Source organism: Parabacteroides sp. AF18-52 (assembly GCF_003479145.1).
Classification (GTDB): domain Bacteria; phylum Bacteroidota; class Bacteroidia; order Bacteroidales; family Tannerellaceae; genus Parabacteroides; species Parabacteroides faecis.
Window position 1 is genome coordinate 18,480 of record NZ_QUGR01000016.1, and the last position, 18,963, is coordinate 37,442.

The window sequence follows — 18,963 nt, forward strand, 5'->3', positions numbered from 1 at the left end:
ACATATTCTCTCCTCCTATAAGTTTATTGATTTACAATTATAGTCATTTTGCTTGCCTTCCTTTTTTAACAAGATGAACATTAGATATAAAGACCTTAGCATCAGTCTGCATTTTCTTCTTTTATTGAATTAAGAATTATAAAATATTTTTACTTTACAAAGTTAAACTGAAAAGAGATTATATTATATCCACCTAATTTGTTACTTTTGACCGATAAAAGAAGAATATTATTCAATTTTTTACTACTATGGCTACAGATTTAAAAAAATTAGTGGGGCAACGCCTTCAATTACTTCGCTTAGAGAAAAATCTCACTCAGGAACAAATGAGTGAAAAGCTCAATCTTTCTACCAGTGCCTATTGTAAAATTGAATATGGAGAAACAGATCTGACTCTTACCCGTCTGAACAAAATAGCAGAAGTACTCAATATGTCGGCTGTTGAACTTTTCACACGAATAGAGGGTGATACCTATAATAACTATCCCAAAGACCATGGTCGGGTATGGATCACACGTGACAGTAGCATAGTAAATGTCGACAACAATGATGATCTCCGCGAATTGGTTAAGTCAAATTCGCGTCTTATCGAAGTTCTTTTGAAAAGGATAGAGGATCTCGAGAAGAAATAAGGGAACAAATACATATCTTTGTTTTTTTGAAAAACATATATATTCCCAAACGTGAAAATATTAATATTATGTACCGGCAACAGTTGCCGCAGCCAAATGGCGCAAGGTTGGTTACAGTCTTTCGACAAGAATCTGATCGTTTGTTCGGCAGGAACAGAGCCGGAAAAAGAAGTGAATCCGCTAGCTATCAAAACGATGAGCAATTCCGGTATCGATATAAGTCACCATATACCTAAATCGATAAATGAATATCTGAACGAACCCTGGGATTATGTCATTACAGTTTGCGGTGAAGCCAATGACAACTGTCCGGTTTTCAAAGGAAAAGTCAGACATCGTGTGCATATCGGTTTTTACGATCCATCCAAAGCCAAAGGAACACCCGAATTTATAGAAAGTGAATTTCGTCGGATATGTAATCAGATCAAAACAAAAATGTATGATTTTTACACTGACGAAATACAAAATGGCGATGGTGGTCCCACATGCACCTGTGGAGCAAACAGATTTTGCAGGTGTAATTAATAGTCGAAGCCGGATCCTATATTTACCAGCTTTAGCCACTTTGTTTTCCCGGATATTTTTATAACTTGTAATGTTTGAAGATTGAAAAAATAAAAGCCCAAAATATATTTTGATTAATACACTTTGGGCTTCTGCTTTTTATATTATACATTATAATATTGTTCCCATCCTTTACGCGGAGGCCGACCGGACAGCATCTGGTTGGCGAAGTCATCATTTACGATCTCCTTGGTATCGCGGTCGAATACCAATTTGCGGTTCAGATGTTGTGCCAATACGCCAAGACAGAATACCTGGCTTAACGGACCTGCTATCGAGAACGGTGAACGTGTCTTTTCTTTTCCCTGACAAGCCAACAGGAAGTTTGCATAATGGTTTGACGGGCTTTTCTGGTATTCAGGAAGAGTCGGATTCATTTCTTTGGCGATTTTATCCGGGATAACAGACAAGGTGCTACCATGAGAACCGCCCTTAAATGTCAATGTCTTTGAGTATATTTCCTTTCCGGGATTCAGTTTCATCAACTGAAGTTTTCCACCGGCTACAGTCGGTATGTTCGGATCGACATCTGAAGAACCAAAGTTTTCAGGTACAGGAGGAATATTATCCAAACCATCATACCAGGTTACATCAACAGCCGGCATGTTTCCTCTTTCCGGAAATTTAAACAAGATCGTAGAAGACATCGGGAAGAAGAAATTGTTATGATCTTTCAGATAGATCGGATTCACTTCGGAAGGTAATCCCATATCTAGAAATTCATGAGCCGTATCAAGGATATGTGCTCCCCAGTCGCCCAGCGCGCCCATACCGAAATCATACCAGCAACGCCACTGTCCCATATGATAATCATGGTTATAATCGTGATGTTGCACTACACCCAGCCAGGTATCCCAATCCATTGTTTCAGGAACAGGTTCTCCCATCGGCATATGTTTGATATTCGGATTCCATCCGTGCCAGCGGCGCGGAGAGTTCATGTGTGCGGTGATGGCTGTCACATCCTTGATCAATCCGGCTTCTTTCCATGCCTTGAACTGGAAATAATTCGCTTCCGAGTGACCCTGGTTACCCATCTGTGTAACAACACCATATTTCTTTTCGCCCCGCATCATCAGCTCTATCTCCTGGAAAGTACGGGCCATCGGTTTCTCTACATATACATGTTTTCCATGTGCCATCGCTTCAATCGTGATCGGGAAATGGGCATGGTCGGGAACACCTACCGTCACCGCATCGATCTTTCCGGCCATCTGATCGAACATCTTACGGAAATCCTGATAACGGGGAACTTTCGGGAACATAGATATCAACTCTTGTGTATGCGCTGCACCCATATCCACATCACACAGGGCCACTACATTACACAATCCGGTCTTATACAATTCTTTGGCTATTTCACCACCACGGTTTCCAATGCCAATAAATGCAATATTCACTTTCTCGTTCGCACTAACGAACGGTACACCCGGCATTGCACCCGCTTTCGAAGGGATCCAAAACGAAGGAATTGCAGTTGCAGCCGATAAAGCCAATGCCCGTTTCAGGAACGAGCGACGTGAGATGTCTTCTGATTTCATGGTATTCTTTATTAGATAATTAATTATTGTTTGCGCAAACATTAAAAACATCAACTTCGCAAAAATAGATATTTTTTATTGATTTAAAAGAATTTGAGGAAGAAAGTTCTCAAATTAATCCGATCCTCATCATATAGTAATTACCAAATATTCTGCATCGTATGGTCTGTCAATGCAGCTTCTACCCTCTGTTTATAAGCTTCAGCCCCGGCCACAATGTTTCTGGAAGCATCCGCGCTACCAATTCCATAGACAACCAATGGCGTGTGCCAGGTCATTCCGGCATGTATCGCACAACCCTGGTAAGGACGTAGAAGTTCATCCATAGTAAAACCATTCCGCCCTCCACTGCGATAAGCAGCATACTCCGACCCGGTCGTCGTAACGATCTGCAACGGTTTACCGGCTACTGCAGGTGTTTTCGCCAGCGAAGTAAAAACTTCATCCAGCCATCGCTTTAAAAGCGAAGGAGCCGACATCCAGTAAAAAGGAAATTGAAAAATAATCATCGAAGCATCAGAGATGATCGTACTCCACAGATTTACATCGAAAGATTGATCCTGATATTCATACAGATCATATACCATGACACCGTCAATATCCTTTACCGCATCGGCTAGAGCTTTGTTTGCCTGTGATTCCTTCAGGTTAGGATGAGCCAGAAGAATTACTACTTTTTTTGAACCGTCATTCATAATATTACTTTTTTAATAATGTAAAGTCGCATTCTAATTATGTTTTTACAAAAATAAAGAAATCTATGAAATTACAACAAATAAAATAAATTATGATCGAACGATCATCGGAATTACAATCGATCTGAAAAAAGAGTTATTCCGGAACGAGGGAGAAATGAAAGCTGTCTAATTTTAACATATAAAAACATTATCCATTTCCTATGCAGTTCCGATTAAAATTTAAATTAATTATATGGTTTACAAATATATAGTTACTATTTGATAGTTTTCCAAGTGATATTGTTCTAGTAGAACTTATTCATAAATTCTATTAAAATCAGATTTTCAGTTAACACTTAATTCTCGATCTCCTGATATCGTAAACTAATTACAACTAATTTGTTACAAAATTAACTCTTTTAAGATACAAAACCGCTCCGTTGACGAATTTAAAACATATTTAGCCTATTTTAGCCAAATAATGATACTTCCATTTTGACAGCATTCCATAGTTCTACTAGAACTATAACAATTTAAATATGCTGAAACAAACATACACACATCTATTTTTTTACCTATAAATCAAACGCTTATGTCTAAAAAATTAACATTTCCAAGCTTGATTTTGCTTGCCGGTGCATTGGTCTCTCCATTAGGAGCCTATGCAGATGTAGTACCCGACAAGCAAAGTGTAAACATTTCACAACAGAGTGGACAAGTCACCGGAGTTGTAGAGGATTCAATGGGTCCGGTTATTGGAGCATCTGTTATTATTAAGGGAACCACAAGTGGGATTATGACGGACCTCGATGGTAAATTCACGCTAAACGATGTCAAAAAAGGTCAAACTTTACAGGTCTCTTTTGTTGGTTATAAAACAAAAGAAGTCGTCTACAACGGCCAGGCAACACTGAAAATCTATCTGGAAGAAGATTCACAAGCTCTGGAAGAAGTTGTTGTAACAGCTTTGGGTATGTCCCGTGATAAGAAATCACTCGGTTACGCCATGACAGAACTAAAGGGAGATGAAATCGCCAAAGTAAACTCTCCAAACCCGATCAATGGACTACAAGGTAAAGTTGCCGGTGTACAGATCAACATGGGTAACTCCGGACCGCAGTCTTCACAACGTATTATCATCCGTGGTAATACTTCTTTGGGAGGTAACAACCAGCCGATTTTCGTTATCGACGGTATTATCATCGACAATGAAGTAACAAAAACAGGGGCAGGACAAGACTGGGGTAATGACCTGAAGAACCTGAATGCCGATGACTTCGAATCGATGTCTGTATTGAAAGGTGCTGCCGCAACCGCTTTGTACGGTTCGCGTGCTTCCAACGGTGTGATCCTGATCACAACCAAAAAAGGCCGTAAAGGTGAAGGTATAGGTGTTTCCGTTTCACATACGCAGCAATGGGAAAACATCTATGCGACACCGGATCTGCAAAACGAATTCGGTTCCGGTTCTTCTCCGGCATGGGCTCTGAATAGCGACGGTAGCGAAAACCGATACACATCTGCAGGTCGTAGCTTCGGTCCTCGTTTCGACGGTAAACCGTTCTATGTGGATGGCCAGGAAATGATCTATTCCGCCAAAGACAACAACTTGAAAAATCTTTATCAGACCGGGCACTACATGAACACCAACGTTGCTTTACAAGGTGGTTCTGAAAAAAGTGCATTCCGTTTCTCTTATTCAAACCTGCAGTCGGAGGGTTTAACTTTTAACAATGAATTCAAGCGTAATTCATTCAGTTTAAACGCATCCCACGATATCAGTTCACGCTTGAAAGCTGAAGGCGGATTCTCATATATCGAATCGACTGCCCAGAATCCGACAAGACAGGGAGGCTCGGGATCTCCGATCTATGACTTCATGTACAGCATCGCTCGTGAATATGATACTGATTACTGGTTGAATAACAAAAACTATATCAGTCCGGCCGGTGACGGTTACAACTCATTGGATCCGTATGGTTATTCCAAAACGATCTACGACTACCTGGAAAACATCTATACACAGGACGAAATGAGTGTACGTGCTTTCTTGAATCTGGATCTTAAAATATTAGATTGGTTGTCATTGAAAGTGAAAGGTGATATTTACAAGCTATATACCACTAACGAATCAAAAGTAATGGCTACAGGTGCCAGCAAGTACGACGGTGCGGCTTATAAAATCCATGAAAATAAGAAAGACCAGTACAAAATTACCGGTATGTTGACTGCTAACCATTCTTTCGATGATTTCAATATCAGCGGTAGCGTAGCAGTAGAACAGTGGGATACCAAAAGAGGATACCACAAAACCAACTCGGAGAATGGCTTGCGCGTTCCTGGTTTGTTCGATATGACAAACTCCGTTAATAAAGCGACAACCGAAGTCAGATATAATACTGACAGAAAACGTATCAACTCCATCTATGCTTTTGCCAATATGGATTATAAAGGCGTTTATTTCCTGGATATAACAGGACGTAACGACTGGTCGTCTGCATTGATCTATGAAAACGGAACAGGACACACTTCTTACTTCTACCCGTCGGTTGGTGCTTCCTGGTTGTTTGCCGAAGGTTTGCGCGATGCGATACCTGAATTTATCTCTTTCGGTAAGTTGAGAGCTTCTTATGCTATCGTAGGTAACGACTGTGCTCCTTATCTGACAACCGGTACCGGTTATTATGCTTTCGACAACACATTCGACAACCAGCTTAACGGCGGAACTTATCCTTATTACAAATTCGACAAGGACGAATTACCGAACTTGAATTTGAAACCGGAGAAACAACACTCCATCGAAATCGGTTTGGATATGCGTTTCTTCAAAAACCGTCTCGGTTTCGACTTTGCATGGTATAAGACCAATACAAAGAACCAGATCCTGGCATTGCCGATCGCATCCGAATCCGGTGTTTCAAAACGTTGGATCAATGCCGGAGACATCCAGAACAAAGGTATCGAATTATTGATTACCGGTACTCCGATCGAAACGAAAGACTGGCGCTGGGATTTGTCTTTCAACCTGACGCGCAACAGAAACAAGATCGTCTCTTTGTTTGAAGGCGTTGAGAAATACCAGTTAGTAGGAGGTGGTACGGATACACAGGCATGGGCTACCGTAGGCGGCGCTTATGGTGATATCTACACTTCTTATGCTTACACACGCAACGAAAATGGCGAAAAACTGTTGAACGCAGACGGTTCTTATCCTCGTTCAAATAAAAGTGAGAAAATCGGTTCTTTACAGCCTAAATTCTTGTGGGGAGCCACCACTTCCGTAAGCTGGAAAGGCATTACGCTGAATGCTGTAATCGATGCCCGTTTCGGCGGAGACGTCTTCTCGGCAAGTTATTATTATGGTATGAATTCAGGGAACGTTAAATCTTCATTGACCGGTCGTGACACACAATACGGCGGTTTACCTCGTACATTGAGCGACGGAAGAGTGGTCAATGACGGTGTAATTCCGGAAGGCGTATTTATGCCGGGTACGGAAATCAAAGGAGTAGACGTTTCCGGTAGAAGCTATCAGTATGCTTATGATCAAGGATTGGTCGACCCGTTATCAGCTTACAAATATTATGACAACGTGTACAGTTGGTCCAGTGGTATCCGCGAAGAAGGTATCCACAAATGTTCATGGGTTGCCTTACGTGAAGTTTCCGTACATTGGCAATTGCCTAAAAAATGGGTGAACAAAGCCTACATTCAAAATGCAAGTATCGGCTTAATGGCCCGTAACTTAGGATTCCTGTATAACAGTCTGCCGGACAATATTCACCCGGAAGGCCTGAATACATCTTACAGCTCTGAATATATGGAAAGCGGTGGTGCCGTATTCTCACGCAACATTGGCTTCAGTGTTAACGTTTCATTCTAATCACCTTTATAATTAAGTAAAATGAAAAAAATTAAATATTATATTCTCGGAGCGTTAGCTTCCATGGCTGCATTAAGCTCCTGCGATGCCGACTTCACCAAAATCAACAAGAACCCTGATACGGTATACGAAGTTGATCCGGAAGTGTTCCTCTATCAGATTGAAAATGTAATGTGTAATGCCGGAGAAACATGGTCAGACTCATATGCCTGCCGCATGAGATGGATGCAGTATTGTGCCGGAATCTGGGGATATAGCACAGTCAACTTCACCGAATGCGCCGGTTTTGCGGGATCATTATACAGCAACTATGTAAACGCCGGTAAATACGCCCGTCACATACCCTATTATGTCAAGACCAATATGCCGGAACAGGAAGCTGCTTACAGCGACTTAACCGAAGTAGCCCGTATCCTCTTGATTACAAAAGGTATTCAAGCATCCGACGTATACGGTTCTTTGGTGTACACCGACGGTTGGGGAACCCGCAACGGTAACGTGGAAATTCTTGAACCCGCTTTCCAAACTCAGGAAGAGTTGTTGACGACCTGGAACCAGGAACTGAAAGAAGCTGCCAATAAGCTGGCGACATCCAGCAACCAGGTGACTTTCAAGAATTATGACCTGGCTTACAGTGGCGACATGAGTAAATGGGTGAAGGCTGCCAATGCCGTACGTATGCGGATCGCTTTGAGATTGTTAAAACAGAAACCGGCAGAAGCTAAAGCCATTGCACAAGAGGTATTATCTTCCGGCAACATTTTCAGCAGTATCGACGATAGTTTTATCCTTTATTTCGATAACTACTGGACAACCCAAGGCGACTGGCATTCCGTCATCGACATGGATCGCGCTTCTGCTGCTTTTATGGCTTACTTACTGAAGTATAACGACCCGAGAAAACGTCTGTTTTTCCAGATCAACAATTTAACTCCGGAAAACATAGCCGCATTCAATGCCAAAGAAACAACAACTCCTGCACAGGTTATTCCGACTCATTTAGGTCGCTGGACCGGCGGTAGCGTAAGTTACGACAAATGGGCAACCGACTCCTGTCGCACATCTCGTTATCTGGACGATATCGACATGCGTCCGATGAACAGACCTCAGACTCGTTTGTGGAAAGGTGCGCAAGACAATGGTAGTGCCGGTGGCTGGATTCCTTTGGTAACATATGCAGACTTCTGTTTCATGGCTTCCGAATTTACGCTGGAAGGCGTTGCCAACAGCAAAACAGCTCAGCAATGGTATGAAGAAGGCGTAAAAGCCTCTCTGAGACAATGGAGTAAAATTGCCGACTACTGCAAAATCAATGACTACGAAGCGGTTACAGAAAGTGAAATCGAAGCATTCCTGAAACAGGATGGTATCGCATGGAACAGCGCTATGGCTAAAGAACAGATCTACTGCCAGACTTGGGTAGAACATTTCAAGAATAACAGTGAATCATGGGCTATGTACAAACGTACCAACTATCCGAGCACTACATCTACATTGGTTACCTGGGAACCGATCAATGTATACGGTGAATTGCAGCAAGTACCGCGCCGTAAAAAATTCACCATGCCAGCCGATGGTTCTGCCAACTATGCAAATCAGGTAAAACGCCTCGAGGACATGCAGAAAGAATCGAACTTCGGTCGTCTGGACAGCGAATTTGGTCGTATATGGTGGGATAAAGAATAAACCCAGAACTAAATTTTCAATATAATTTTTGATGGTGAAAGGTGGCCGGGATGGTCACCTTTCTTTATATGTATTAACTAATAAGCCGCTGAAAATGCTGTAACTTACAGAAAAAATCATTTACTTTGCAGGTTGATAATAATTACATATACTTATGGCACAAGAAGATGTTTTCAAGAAATTAGTTTCACACTGTAAAGAATACGGATTTGTATTTCCCTCTTCAGAAATATATGATGGTTTAGGAGCAGTGTATGATTACGGACAGTATGGCGTAGAGCTGAAAAATAATATAAAGAAATACTGGTGGGACAGCATGACCCTGCTTCACGAAAATGTAGTAGGCCTCGACTCTGCCATTTTTATGCACCCGACTATCTGGAAGGCATCCGGCCATGTGGACGCATTCAATGACCCTTTGATCGACAATAAGGATTCCAAGAAACGGTATCGTGCCGACGTACTGATCGAAGATTATCTGGCTAAGATCGACGAAAAGATACAGAAAGAAGTCGACAAAGCTGCGAAAAAGTTCGGTGAAGCATTCGATGAAACCCAATTCCGTGCTACCAACGGCCGCGTATTGGAACATCAGGCTAAACGCGACGAGATACACACCCGTTTTGCGAAAGCACTGAACGACTCCAACTTTGAAGATCTCCGCCAGATCATTATCGACTGCGAAATCGCTTGTCCGATCTCCGGAACACGCAACTGGACGGAAGTACGCCAGTTCAACCTGATGTTCTCCACAGAAATGGGATCTACTGCCGACGGCGCTTCCAAAATCTACCTGCGTCCGGAAACTGCACAGGGTATTTTCGTAAACTTCCTGAACGTGCAGAAGACAGGCCGTATGAAAGTACCTTTCGGTATCGCTCAGATCGGTAAAGCATTCCGTAACGAGATCGTTGCCCGTCAGTTCATCTTCCGTATGCGTGAGTTCGAACAGATGGAAATGCAGTTCTTCGTTCGTCCGGGAGAAGAAATGGAATGGTTCAAACAATGGAAATCGACTCGTCTGAAATGGCACAAAGCAATGGGACTGGGTGATCAGAAATATCGTTACCACGATCACGAAAAATTGGCTCATTATGCCAATGCAGCTACAGACATCGAATATGAAATGCCGTTCGGTTTCAAAGAAGTGGAAGGTATCCACAGCCGTACAGACTTCGACCTGAGCCAGCATGAGAAATTCTCAGGTAAGAAGATACAGTATTTCGATCCTGAATTAAATAAAAGCTATACTCCGTACGTTATTGAAACATCTATCGGTGTCGACCGTGTATTCCTGAGCGTTATGGCCGGATCTTATTGCGAAGAGACCCTCGAAAACGGTGAAACACGCGTAGTATTGAAATTGCCTGCAGCTCTGGCTCCTATCAAGTTAGCCGTATTGCCGCTGGTTAAGAAAGACGGGCTTCCTGAAAAAGCGGAAGAGATTGTCAACATGCTGAAATTCGATTTCCGTTGCCAGTATGATGAAAAAGACTCTATCGGTAAACGTTACCGCCGTCAGGATGCCATTGGAACTCCGTACTGTATTACAGTTGACCACGATACTTTGAAGGATAATTGTGTAACAATCCGTTTCCGTGATACCATGGAACAGGAACGTGTAAGCATCGACAAGCTGCACGAGATTATTTCTGAAAAGGTTAGTATGAAGTCATTATTAAAAAAGATAACTGAATAAATTAAATGAAGAAGTACCTGCAATTCGCGTTGATGATTTTTTGTATGTCCGTAGTCTTTACCTCCTGTAAAGATGACGATGACAGTGATGATGCAGCCGTTGAAGCATACAAACTGAAAAATGAACAGGCTTTCGCGGCAAAGGCTAATGACCCCGATTTCTTTAAAGTAAGTATACAAGGATCCGGAGATGATTTTGTTTATGCTAAAAGGATAAAACAAGGAGACGGCCCTGTAATCTATTACAACAGCCGTGTGACTGTTTATTACAAAGGATGGTTGATCGATAGCAAAGAAGGCGAGTATTTCGATCAGTGTGTTCCCTATGCAGCACCAGCTAAATTCGCTGTAAGTTCCGCATCTTCTAATTATAGTTATACTTATGGTGGAGTTCCCTCTCCTATAACAGGATGGACCATTGCTTTGCAAAATATGGTAGTTGGCGACAAATGGGAAGTTTGGATTCCTCAGAAACTAGGATATGGTTCCAATGAAAAGGATAATATCCCTGCATACTCTACATTAATTTTTGAGATAGAGGTAATAGAAAGAACCTCTGAAGTTGCAGGAACCAGCGATACAGAAGATTATAAAATATCCTAAAGCGAATTTAGAATGAATAGAAAAGGGGACATCAAATATTTGATGCCCCCTTTTTATTATTTATAAGTTTGATATAAAAAAGGCTGCCTCATAAAGCAAACCCTTATAAACAATTAAAGCCTGTCTCACGACAAGCCCTAACCAAACTTTGTTAACCTTAAATCTAATACTATTATGAAAAAACCACAGTACAAAGATACAGGTGTAAAGGGCTTTTGTCAAGTCTTTTCTGACTAATAAAAGTTAAGCAAAACACTTATTCCAGTCAAATTTTGTTATCGAACACAAAACTATATAGATTACAATCAAATTCTACTAAAATTAACAGCTCAGAGCCCTAATTTCAGTAGATTTGATTGTATCGACATGGATTTTATTTTATGAACTTCAAACATTCGGAATCCTGTAGGGAAGTGACTGCCTGAACCAGGAATATACCTTTGGGCAGATCAGCAATATTGATGTCATAGTAAGTTTGCGAAGATAAAGCTGGCAACTTTTTCAGTAACGCTCCCTGTGTCGAGTAGATAAGAATATCTTTCAGATCTTTTTCCGTCTGTATGAACAAATGATCGTCCTTTACCCAGCCGGTTATCTTTCTGTCCGGCGTAGTAAGATCAGACACACCCGTTCCCGTGCCTTTCTTATCTATTCTGTATAACTTCACGCCAAAATCAGGTAAAGAGAAAGGAATTTCTTCACCTTTCAGCGACACGTCCTGACCAGTCCAGAGCTCTTTAATACCTTTCACATCGGAAGAAGCGATTCCCAGTCGTGACAACTTGATATCTTCCGAGACTGATTCTGCTTTATAATTAAATGCAGCGACATACATATAATCATCCGTATCCAACATAAAAAGACTCTCGCCACGGTTCCTTCCCCAACTGTTTTTACCTGAAGCCGTGGCACCTTCCACCGGGTAAAAAGATTTACCGATGCGAGCAATTTCGTTCACGTCGGCATTCGTCGCAAACTTTTCCGCTTTCTGGCGGGCAGCGAGATCCCCTATACAAGTTCCTTTCTGGCTGAAATTATCACCGAGAATATAAGTTCCCGTGATCACTCCCGATGTAATACGCATACGGTTTTCATCTTCATTATAAGCATCTTTATGAAGAACCAGATGGTCGGCATCATTGAAGTTATAGACCTTGTCGAGCCACCAGCCAAAAGAAAGTCCGTTCATTACATATTCCGTATCTTCCTTAGCTCCCCAGGCATCGCAACTGATACGGCGGGAGTTCCCGTATTGCGCAGGAAAAGCAGGAGCAATGGATAAAGCCATGAACATGTCATCCCCGCACAATTCCGTCAGATACTTCATACCACTGTTATAAGCCTGCACACCGGTCGTAACGTTCTTATCGTAATAAGAGTCCGCTTCTAGAATTGCATTGTTCAGGAAGTCGAATTTGATGTATTTATATCCCAACTCTTTAAAACGGTTGATGAAATAGCTCATCCGTTCACGGGTACCGGGATGGGTCGGGTCTAACGCACGAGAAGCGATCTTCTTCGGTTTTCCGTTCACATAAAGGTAAGCGTCTCCGTATCTGTAGCTGCTACCTTCCATAGAACGGCTACCGTCTTCTCCCCAATCAGAGAAAGGAGACCAATAGATGCCCGGAACCTGTCCGTTATCGACACATTGCTTGGCAAATGTCTTCAACTGGTAATCGTTCAGGTTATCCCAGTAAGAATCGAGGATCACATAAGCCGTACCGTCATTATTGAAATGATTCGGTTGCAGGTTCGTACTGATATAATCGGAAACATCGAGAGCACCGGTAAAATTCAGCTTCTCGGCCATTGCGCCCCAACTGTTCCATCCGAAGATATTTCCTTTCGCCCATTTACGGGGAGGAGCAACCAACGCATTTGCTTCGCCATATGCTTCAAGCCCTTTGCGCCAGTCATCGAACATGCCGACCAGGAGTTTCGGAGATTTCAGTTTCGTACCGGAGATGCTGCCGTGAGGTTTTGAACCTTCGGCATCGATATCGTGGGTAAGGCGATGGCTGATCCCGCCAAAACATTCCAGACGGTTCAACTGCTGGTTGCCGGAGGTAGAATAGCGTACGCCGGTCTTCCATGTATCATGTTCAACGGAACCGAGCACCAGTCCTTCACGTGTATCACCAGAATAGATGGAAGTGACCTCGAAAGAAACAGAGTCTACCGACAATGCCAATGAGGAATAACCGATCCAGGCATCATTGTCGAACGGTACGGATAAAACCCGGTTGGAGGCATTTGCATTCAGGAAAGAGCTGGTCGTTTCTGTGACAACCGGAGCAATATAATTACTTGAGGTTGCAGTCTCCGAAACGATATAGGCTTCTGTCAGAAAGTAACTTTTATCCGGATAGAAATAGAACGACTGTTGCAGAGCCGGTTTTCCATCGTGTGCTGCATAGGTAAATGTGTATTTATGTCCGGCACCGAAGACATCATCGACAGTTTCTTCCGAAAAAGCAGGCTGTCCGTACTCCGTGCTTCGCAACCATGTTTCCTTCTCTTTCGCCTGAACAAAAACACCCGCCAGTATGGTCTTTTCCTTATGGATAAAGTTGCATGTCTTTGTTCCTTCATTATAAACGATCTTCCAACTACCGGAAGCGATCACTTGCTGTTCACCTGCAAAAGCCTTTGCCCCCAACAAGAGACATACAAGACCAAAAAGCAGGGATGTTCCTGTTAAATTATTTTTCATGACCTATTATTATATTAGTTTGATTCGGTTTTTTATTAAACAAAACACCGGGCAAAGACATGCCTTCCCGGTGCTTTCTCCTTTTACAATCCTTTTGCCTTTAGTTCATTAAACTTCAATCAATTACAGTTTCCTCGTAGTTTCGCTATTTGGAAACTGTAGTTCCCTGCGGAGGGAACTGTAATTTCCTGCCTGGGAAACTCTAGTTTCCTAAGGAGGAAACCGGAGTTTCTTCCCTAGGAAACTGAAGTAACTTTATAGTTATCTGTATCCGGGGTTCTGATCATCCTGAGTCATGTCCGGATTCTGTTCGATCTCTTCGTTAGGGATCGGATAGCGAACGTTATAATCCTGGATCGTACCTGAACGTTTCGCCCATTTGTTGCGTGCTTTGATATACTCAACGAATTTGCCTGTACGGATCAGATCGGCACGACGCCAGTTCTCACCCAGAAACTCACGCATACGTTCATCCATGATCTTCACACGGAAGTTATCCTGAGACATACCTGCATCCCATTTCTTATCAGCCGGGATATTAAAGCCCCATGCACGATTACGCACTTCATTCACCTTTTCTACCGCCTGTCCGGTTTGTCCTAATTCATTCAGACATTCGGCATAGCTAAGAAGGACATCCGCATAACGGAGAGCCGGGATATTCTTCCCTGAGTTCCACATATTGTTGATACCCAAGCCTGAATACTGGTCGGTACGATAATCTTCATATTTCTTTACGTGCGGTTTCAATTCGTCATGGTCTTCACCCAGATCTTCCCAGGCAACACATTCGTAGTTAGGAACTTCACCATGATACGTAAAGTCGTAACGGATACTTTCCTCTTTACGGACATCACCGTCTTCCCAGATACCACCGTTTTCCACCGTTTCATATCCATATTCAGTAACAACGACATGGTCGTAACCGGCAAAGTAACAACCGTCTTTCCACCAGTTCTGCGCCACACGTGAACCGATCTGGAACTGGATCTGGTTACGGTTCGGATTATTATTGAACTGAAATTCATAAATAGATTCCGCCGTATTCGGTTTCTCGTAATTCCACAGGTCGGCATAGTTTACCAATGAATAGCCCATCCCCATTACTTTCTCGAAACATTCTTTCGCCTTGTTAAAGTCGCGCAGACCGGTTTCTACCGGAGCAGACATATAAGCCTTACCCAACATCGTATAACCGGCACCGGAAGTTGCCCGTCCAGCCGTATTTGTCTTAGGAGCATATTTAGCCGCTTTTTCCAGGTCATTGATAATAAACTGCCAGACATCGGTCAAAGACTGACGGCCGTAGCCGGTTTCTTCCAGCTTATCCAGGTCGATGATAGGTATTTCACCCCAGTATAACGCCAGTTCATAATCGACGAAACCACGCACGAAACAGGCCTCACCCAACAGTTCAGCTTGTTTGGTTCCTTCTGCCAGATCAGGCGTATCCAACGCACGGACGATCTTGGCAGCAGCGGTAACTATCGGGAAACGTTTGTTCCACTGATCTTTCACCTTGCTATGCAGGGAGTTCATATTGGCATCGTAACGGTCCATAGCCGCTCCTTCGCCACCCCCTTTATTCTGCAATGCACCGCGCTGTATTTCATCGGTACCGGTCATCAGGAACCAGGCACGTTCATCCTGGCGGGTATTGTCACGCCAGGTATTATAGATACCCTTCAGATTCAGTTCGATAAACTCTACATCTGAATAGATCTGCTCTTCTGTCAATGCTTTCTTGTTTTCCTGTGTCAGGAAATCGGAACAAGATGTGGTGATTCCGGCAGTAAGCGCCAAAGCCAGCAATCCGATCAAATTATATCTCTTTTTCATAATTGTAATCCTTTTAAATCATTAAAAACTAAAGTTCAAACCAAATACATACATTTTTGTCGGAGGATATCCGTAATCGCCTGTTTCAGGATCGAAGCCTTTATATTTGGTTGCGCAGAACAGGTTAGATGCCGTGAAGTAAACACGCAGGTTTTCCACTTTGAGCTGGCTCAACAAAGGTTTCGGAAATGAATAAGCCAATGTCAGTGTAGACAAACGCAGATAAGAGGCATTCTGGATCGTATAATCCATATCAGACGGATTATAGCGGTTATAACCGCTGGTCGTATTGGCAATCACACGCGGAACGGAAGCGCCGGTATTTTCCGGAGTCCAACGGTCCAGCAGGTCGATAGATGACATGCCCGTACCTGTACTGTTGATCAAACCTTCGTAATATGAACTGATTTTCTTTGCACCGTAAGAATAGTTGAATACAGCATTCAAGGTAATTCCCTTATAGCTGAAATCGGTGGCAAACCCGCCGTAGAACTTCGGATCCTTCTTTCCTACCACTGTGCGGTCAAGCTGGTCGATTACGCCGTCAGGCACACCGTCAGGGCCGGAAATATCTTGCGGGAACAAATCACCCAGGCTTACATGTTTTCCATTGAAATCCAGATTTTCCCATTCGCTGCGATTCGATTCGTTCGCGATACCGCCAGTCTTATAAGTATAAATGTTATTCAATGATTCGCCCAGGAAGATATTCTTTTCACGATCTGAACCGTTCAGGATCTCCGTCACCTGGCCATACAACTTAGACACCTCATTCTTATCGAAAGAGATATTGGCATTCACATTCCATGTAAAGTCTTTTGTCTGTATCGGAGTAGCGTTGATCGTCGCTTCAAAACCTTTATTCTTTACAGAGCCGATATTTTCCCATGTTTCACTGTAGCCGGAAGTCAACGGCAGAGAGTGTTTCATCAACAGATTATCATTTTTGATAAAGAATCCGTCCAGAGAAACATTCAAACGGTCATTGAGGAATGCCATATCGACACCGATATTGGTTTGTTTCTGTTTTTCCCAGGTAATGGCAGGCGTACCTCTCAAACCGCTGGTTGCGTAGGAAGCTTCGCCGTTGCTGACAGAAGAGAAATACAATGTACGATATGCATAGTTTTCGATATCCTGGTTACCAACCACACCATAACCTACACGGAACTTCATCCGGTCGAAAATAGTCTGGTCTTCCATGAACGCTTCATTCGTTATATCCCATGCGGCAGAGAAAGAAGGCAGGATACCCCAACGGTGGCCTTTGGCAAACTTGGAAGAACCGTCGTAACGGGCCGTTGCCGTCAAGTAGTAACGCATATCATAGTTGTAGTTCACTCTACCCAGGACAGATACGAGGGTATTGCCTTTGAAATCTGAATCGAGTTCTTTCTTATCGTTAGCGGCAGCACCTTTCAGGTCGTACCACAGCAAATCGTCGCTGGCATAACGGTCGCCCTGTGCTTTAGTATAGTTTTCCGAGTTCTTGGTCGTACTTGTACCGAACAGGAAGTTCATGCGGTGTTTGTTGATCGTCTTGTCGTAAGTGATCGTATTATCCCACTGCCAGTTCAACTGTGACCATCTTTCGTGTTTTGCTCTCGCATCACCGTTATAGTGACGGATAGCTTCCTGGATATAGCTCGGTGTATATTCGAACCAGGTCTGTGAAGAAACATCCAATGCGAACGTAGAACGGATATTCAGCCCTTCGATCGGATTGATGTTGATATAATTGGAAGAAAGGAAACGGTTACGGGCACGTTCGCGGGCTACTTCCTGCGAGTTGAACGGGTTGTAATCATTATTGTTTCCTTCGTTGTGCACACGGTAGTACAATGTCAGATAATCCCAGGTGTAACGGGTTGCCGGATCTTTGTAAGGTGCCGGGTTCAGCAATGGGTTCGCATTCAGCGCCTTGTCATACACATCGTCTGTCGGCAGGTTATTTTCCGTACGGGAGAAAGAAGAGTTCGTACCGACCTTCAACCACGGTTTGATCATCGATTCCGCATTGATACGTCCGGAATATTTCTTTTCTTTCGAATCACCGATCAGACCGTCGATATTGGCATAATCGAAGCTGATGTAAATATTGTTCTTTTCCGTTGCGTTGGAGAAGCTTACGGAGTGGTTCTGCTGGAAACCGGTGCTTGCCACCTCGTCCAACCAGTTATAGCTCTGACCTGCATTGTGAGTGGCGAACTCCTCATCGGAGAAAGCGGTATTCGTTTTCATCAATGTGTTATTGATGTAATCCTGACGGTTTGCCGTAGGATTGTCCTGCATGTACCCATTGGCAAAAGCATCTATACGCAGGTCGAACAACTGGGAAGCATCCATTGTCTTCGGACGCTGGGTAATTTTTGAGAAACCTACCCAACCGTCGTAAGTAACACGTCCTTCGCCTATTTTACCTTTTTTGGTCGTGATAAGAACGACACCGTTGGCACCACGTGATCCGTAAAGGGCTGTAGCCGAGGCATCTTTCAACACCTGTACGGAAGCCACATCGTTCACATTGATGGCGTTAAAACCGCCGTAACCGTTGCCCATAACCAAACCATCGACAACGTAGATCGGATCTGAACCGGAATTGATCGTATTCACACCACGAATCTTGATACTTGAATCGTCACCCGGACGAGTTCCTTTAGTGATCAAAACACCGGCTACACGTCCCTGAAGGGCTTCATTGACGGTCGTTACCGGGCGTTCTTCCAACACTTTCGCGTCGACATGCGCAATAGCACCTGTCAGGTCGCTTTTCTTCATGGAAGCACCTACGATCACTACTTCGTCGATAGATTGTGAGTCTTCTGAAAGTGATACGTTGATCACGTTCTGGTTACCGACTTTTACTTCCTTGGTGTCATATCCGATATAGCTGATCACCAGGGTGGCGCCCGGTGAGGCTGTCAAAGAATATTTTCCATCCATATCCGATATAGTCCCTTGCGTTGTTCCCTTGAGAACAACGCTCGCTCCCGGGAGCGACTCCGACGTTTTTGCGTCGGTGATCGTACCTGTAATTGTTATGCCTTGTGCGAAAACGGTACCGCAGCATACTACAAGCATCATCAAAATACTAAAAACCTTGATCTGTTTCATAATTGATAAA

11 protein-coding genes are annotated in these 18,963 nt (G+C 43.2%); 6 read left to right on the forward strand and 5 right to left on the reverse strand.

What is annotated here, in order from left to right:
• The first annotated feature begins 248 nt into the window (after positions 1–248).
• Together DWX23_RS19975 and DWX23_RS19980 are read left to right on the forward strand one after the other, a co-directional pair.
• Complete coding sequence (locus tag DWX23_RS19975) at positions 249–632, forward strand: helix-turn-helix domain-containing protein (RefSeq protein ID WP_122353212.1); 384 nt, start codon at positions 249–251, stop codon at positions 630–632.
• A 51-nt stretch (positions 633–683) separates the two neighbouring features.
• Positions 684–1,157, forward strand: a complete 474-nt coding sequence (locus DWX23_RS19980; protein WP_122353213.1) for an arsenate reductase ArsC — start codon at positions 684–686, stop codon at positions 1,155–1,157.
• A 143-nt stretch (positions 1,158–1,300) separates the two neighbouring features.
• Here the strand turns inward: DWX23_RS19980 and DWX23_RS19985 are convergent, their stop codons facing one another.
• Positions 1,301–2,737 (reverse strand): Gfo/Idh/MocA family oxidoreductase, encoded by a 1,437-nt coding sequence (locus DWX23_RS19985; RefSeq protein ID WP_122375758.1) that lies wholly within the window; start codon positions 2,735–2,737, stop codon positions 1,301–1,303.
• Positions 2,738–2,877: 140 nt separating this feature from the next.
• Positions 2,878–3,432, reverse strand: a complete 555-nt coding sequence (locus tag DWX23_RS19990; protein ID WP_122353215.1) for an NAD(P)H-dependent oxidoreductase — start codon at positions 3,430–3,432, stop codon at positions 2,878–2,880.
• Between the two features lie 574 nt (positions 3,433–4,006).
• Between DWX23_RS19990 and DWX23_RS19995 the strand changes: the two genes are divergently transcribed.
• From DWX23_RS19995 to DWX23_RS20010, 4 genes are all read left to right on the forward strand, one after another.
• Positions 4,007–7,297: a SusC/RagA family TonB-linked outer membrane protein gene (locus DWX23_RS19995; protein ID WP_122375759.1), complete on the forward strand. Its 3,291-nt coding sequence runs from the start codon at positions 4,007–4,009 to the stop codon at positions 7,295–7,297.
• 21 nt (positions 7,298–7,318) lie between these two features.
• Positions 7,319–8,983, forward strand: coding sequence for a SusD/RagB family nutrient-binding outer membrane lipoprotein (locus DWX23_RS20000; protein ID WP_122375760.1), 1,665 nt, complete (start codon positions 7,319–7,321; stop codon positions 8,981–8,983).
• A gap of 154 nt (positions 8,984–9,137) precedes the next feature.
• Positions 9,138–10,682 carry a glycine--tRNA ligase gene (locus DWX23_RS20005; RefSeq protein ID WP_122353218.1) on the forward strand — a complete coding sequence of 515 codons (1,545 nt, stop codon included), beginning with the start codon at positions 9,138–9,140 and terminating at the stop codon, positions 10,680–10,682.
• 5 nt (positions 10,683–10,687) lie between these two features.
• On the forward strand, positions 10,688–11,284 hold the full coding sequence (locus DWX23_RS20010) for an FKBP-type peptidyl-prolyl cis-trans isomerase (protein WP_122375761.1): 597 nt from the start codon (positions 10,688–10,690) through the stop codon (positions 11,282–11,284).
• Positions 11,285–11,657: 373 nt separating this feature from the next.
• Here the strand turns inward: DWX23_RS20010 and DWX23_RS20015 are convergent, their stop codons facing one another.
• From DWX23_RS20015 to DWX23_RS20025, 3 genes are all read right to left on the reverse strand, one after another.
• Positions 11,658–14,000 (reverse strand): hypothetical protein, encoded by a 2,343-nt coding sequence (locus DWX23_RS20015; RefSeq protein WP_122375762.1) that lies wholly within the window; start codon positions 13,998–14,000, stop codon positions 11,658–11,660.
• Between the two features lie 261 nt (positions 14,001–14,261).
• Entirely contained in the window at positions 14,262–15,839 is a 1,578-nt protein-coding gene (locus DWX23_RS20020; RefSeq protein ID WP_122353221.1) for a RagB/SusD family nutrient uptake outer membrane protein, read from the reverse strand.
• A gap of 21 nt (positions 15,840–15,860) precedes the next feature.
• The gene (locus tag DWX23_RS20025) at positions 15,861–18,953 is read right to left on the reverse strand and encodes a TonB-dependent receptor (protein WP_122353278.1); all 3,093 of its coding nucleotides are present in this window, start codon (positions 18,951–18,953) and stop codon (positions 15,861–15,863) included.
• Between the last annotated feature and the right edge of the window lie 10 nt (positions 18,954–18,963).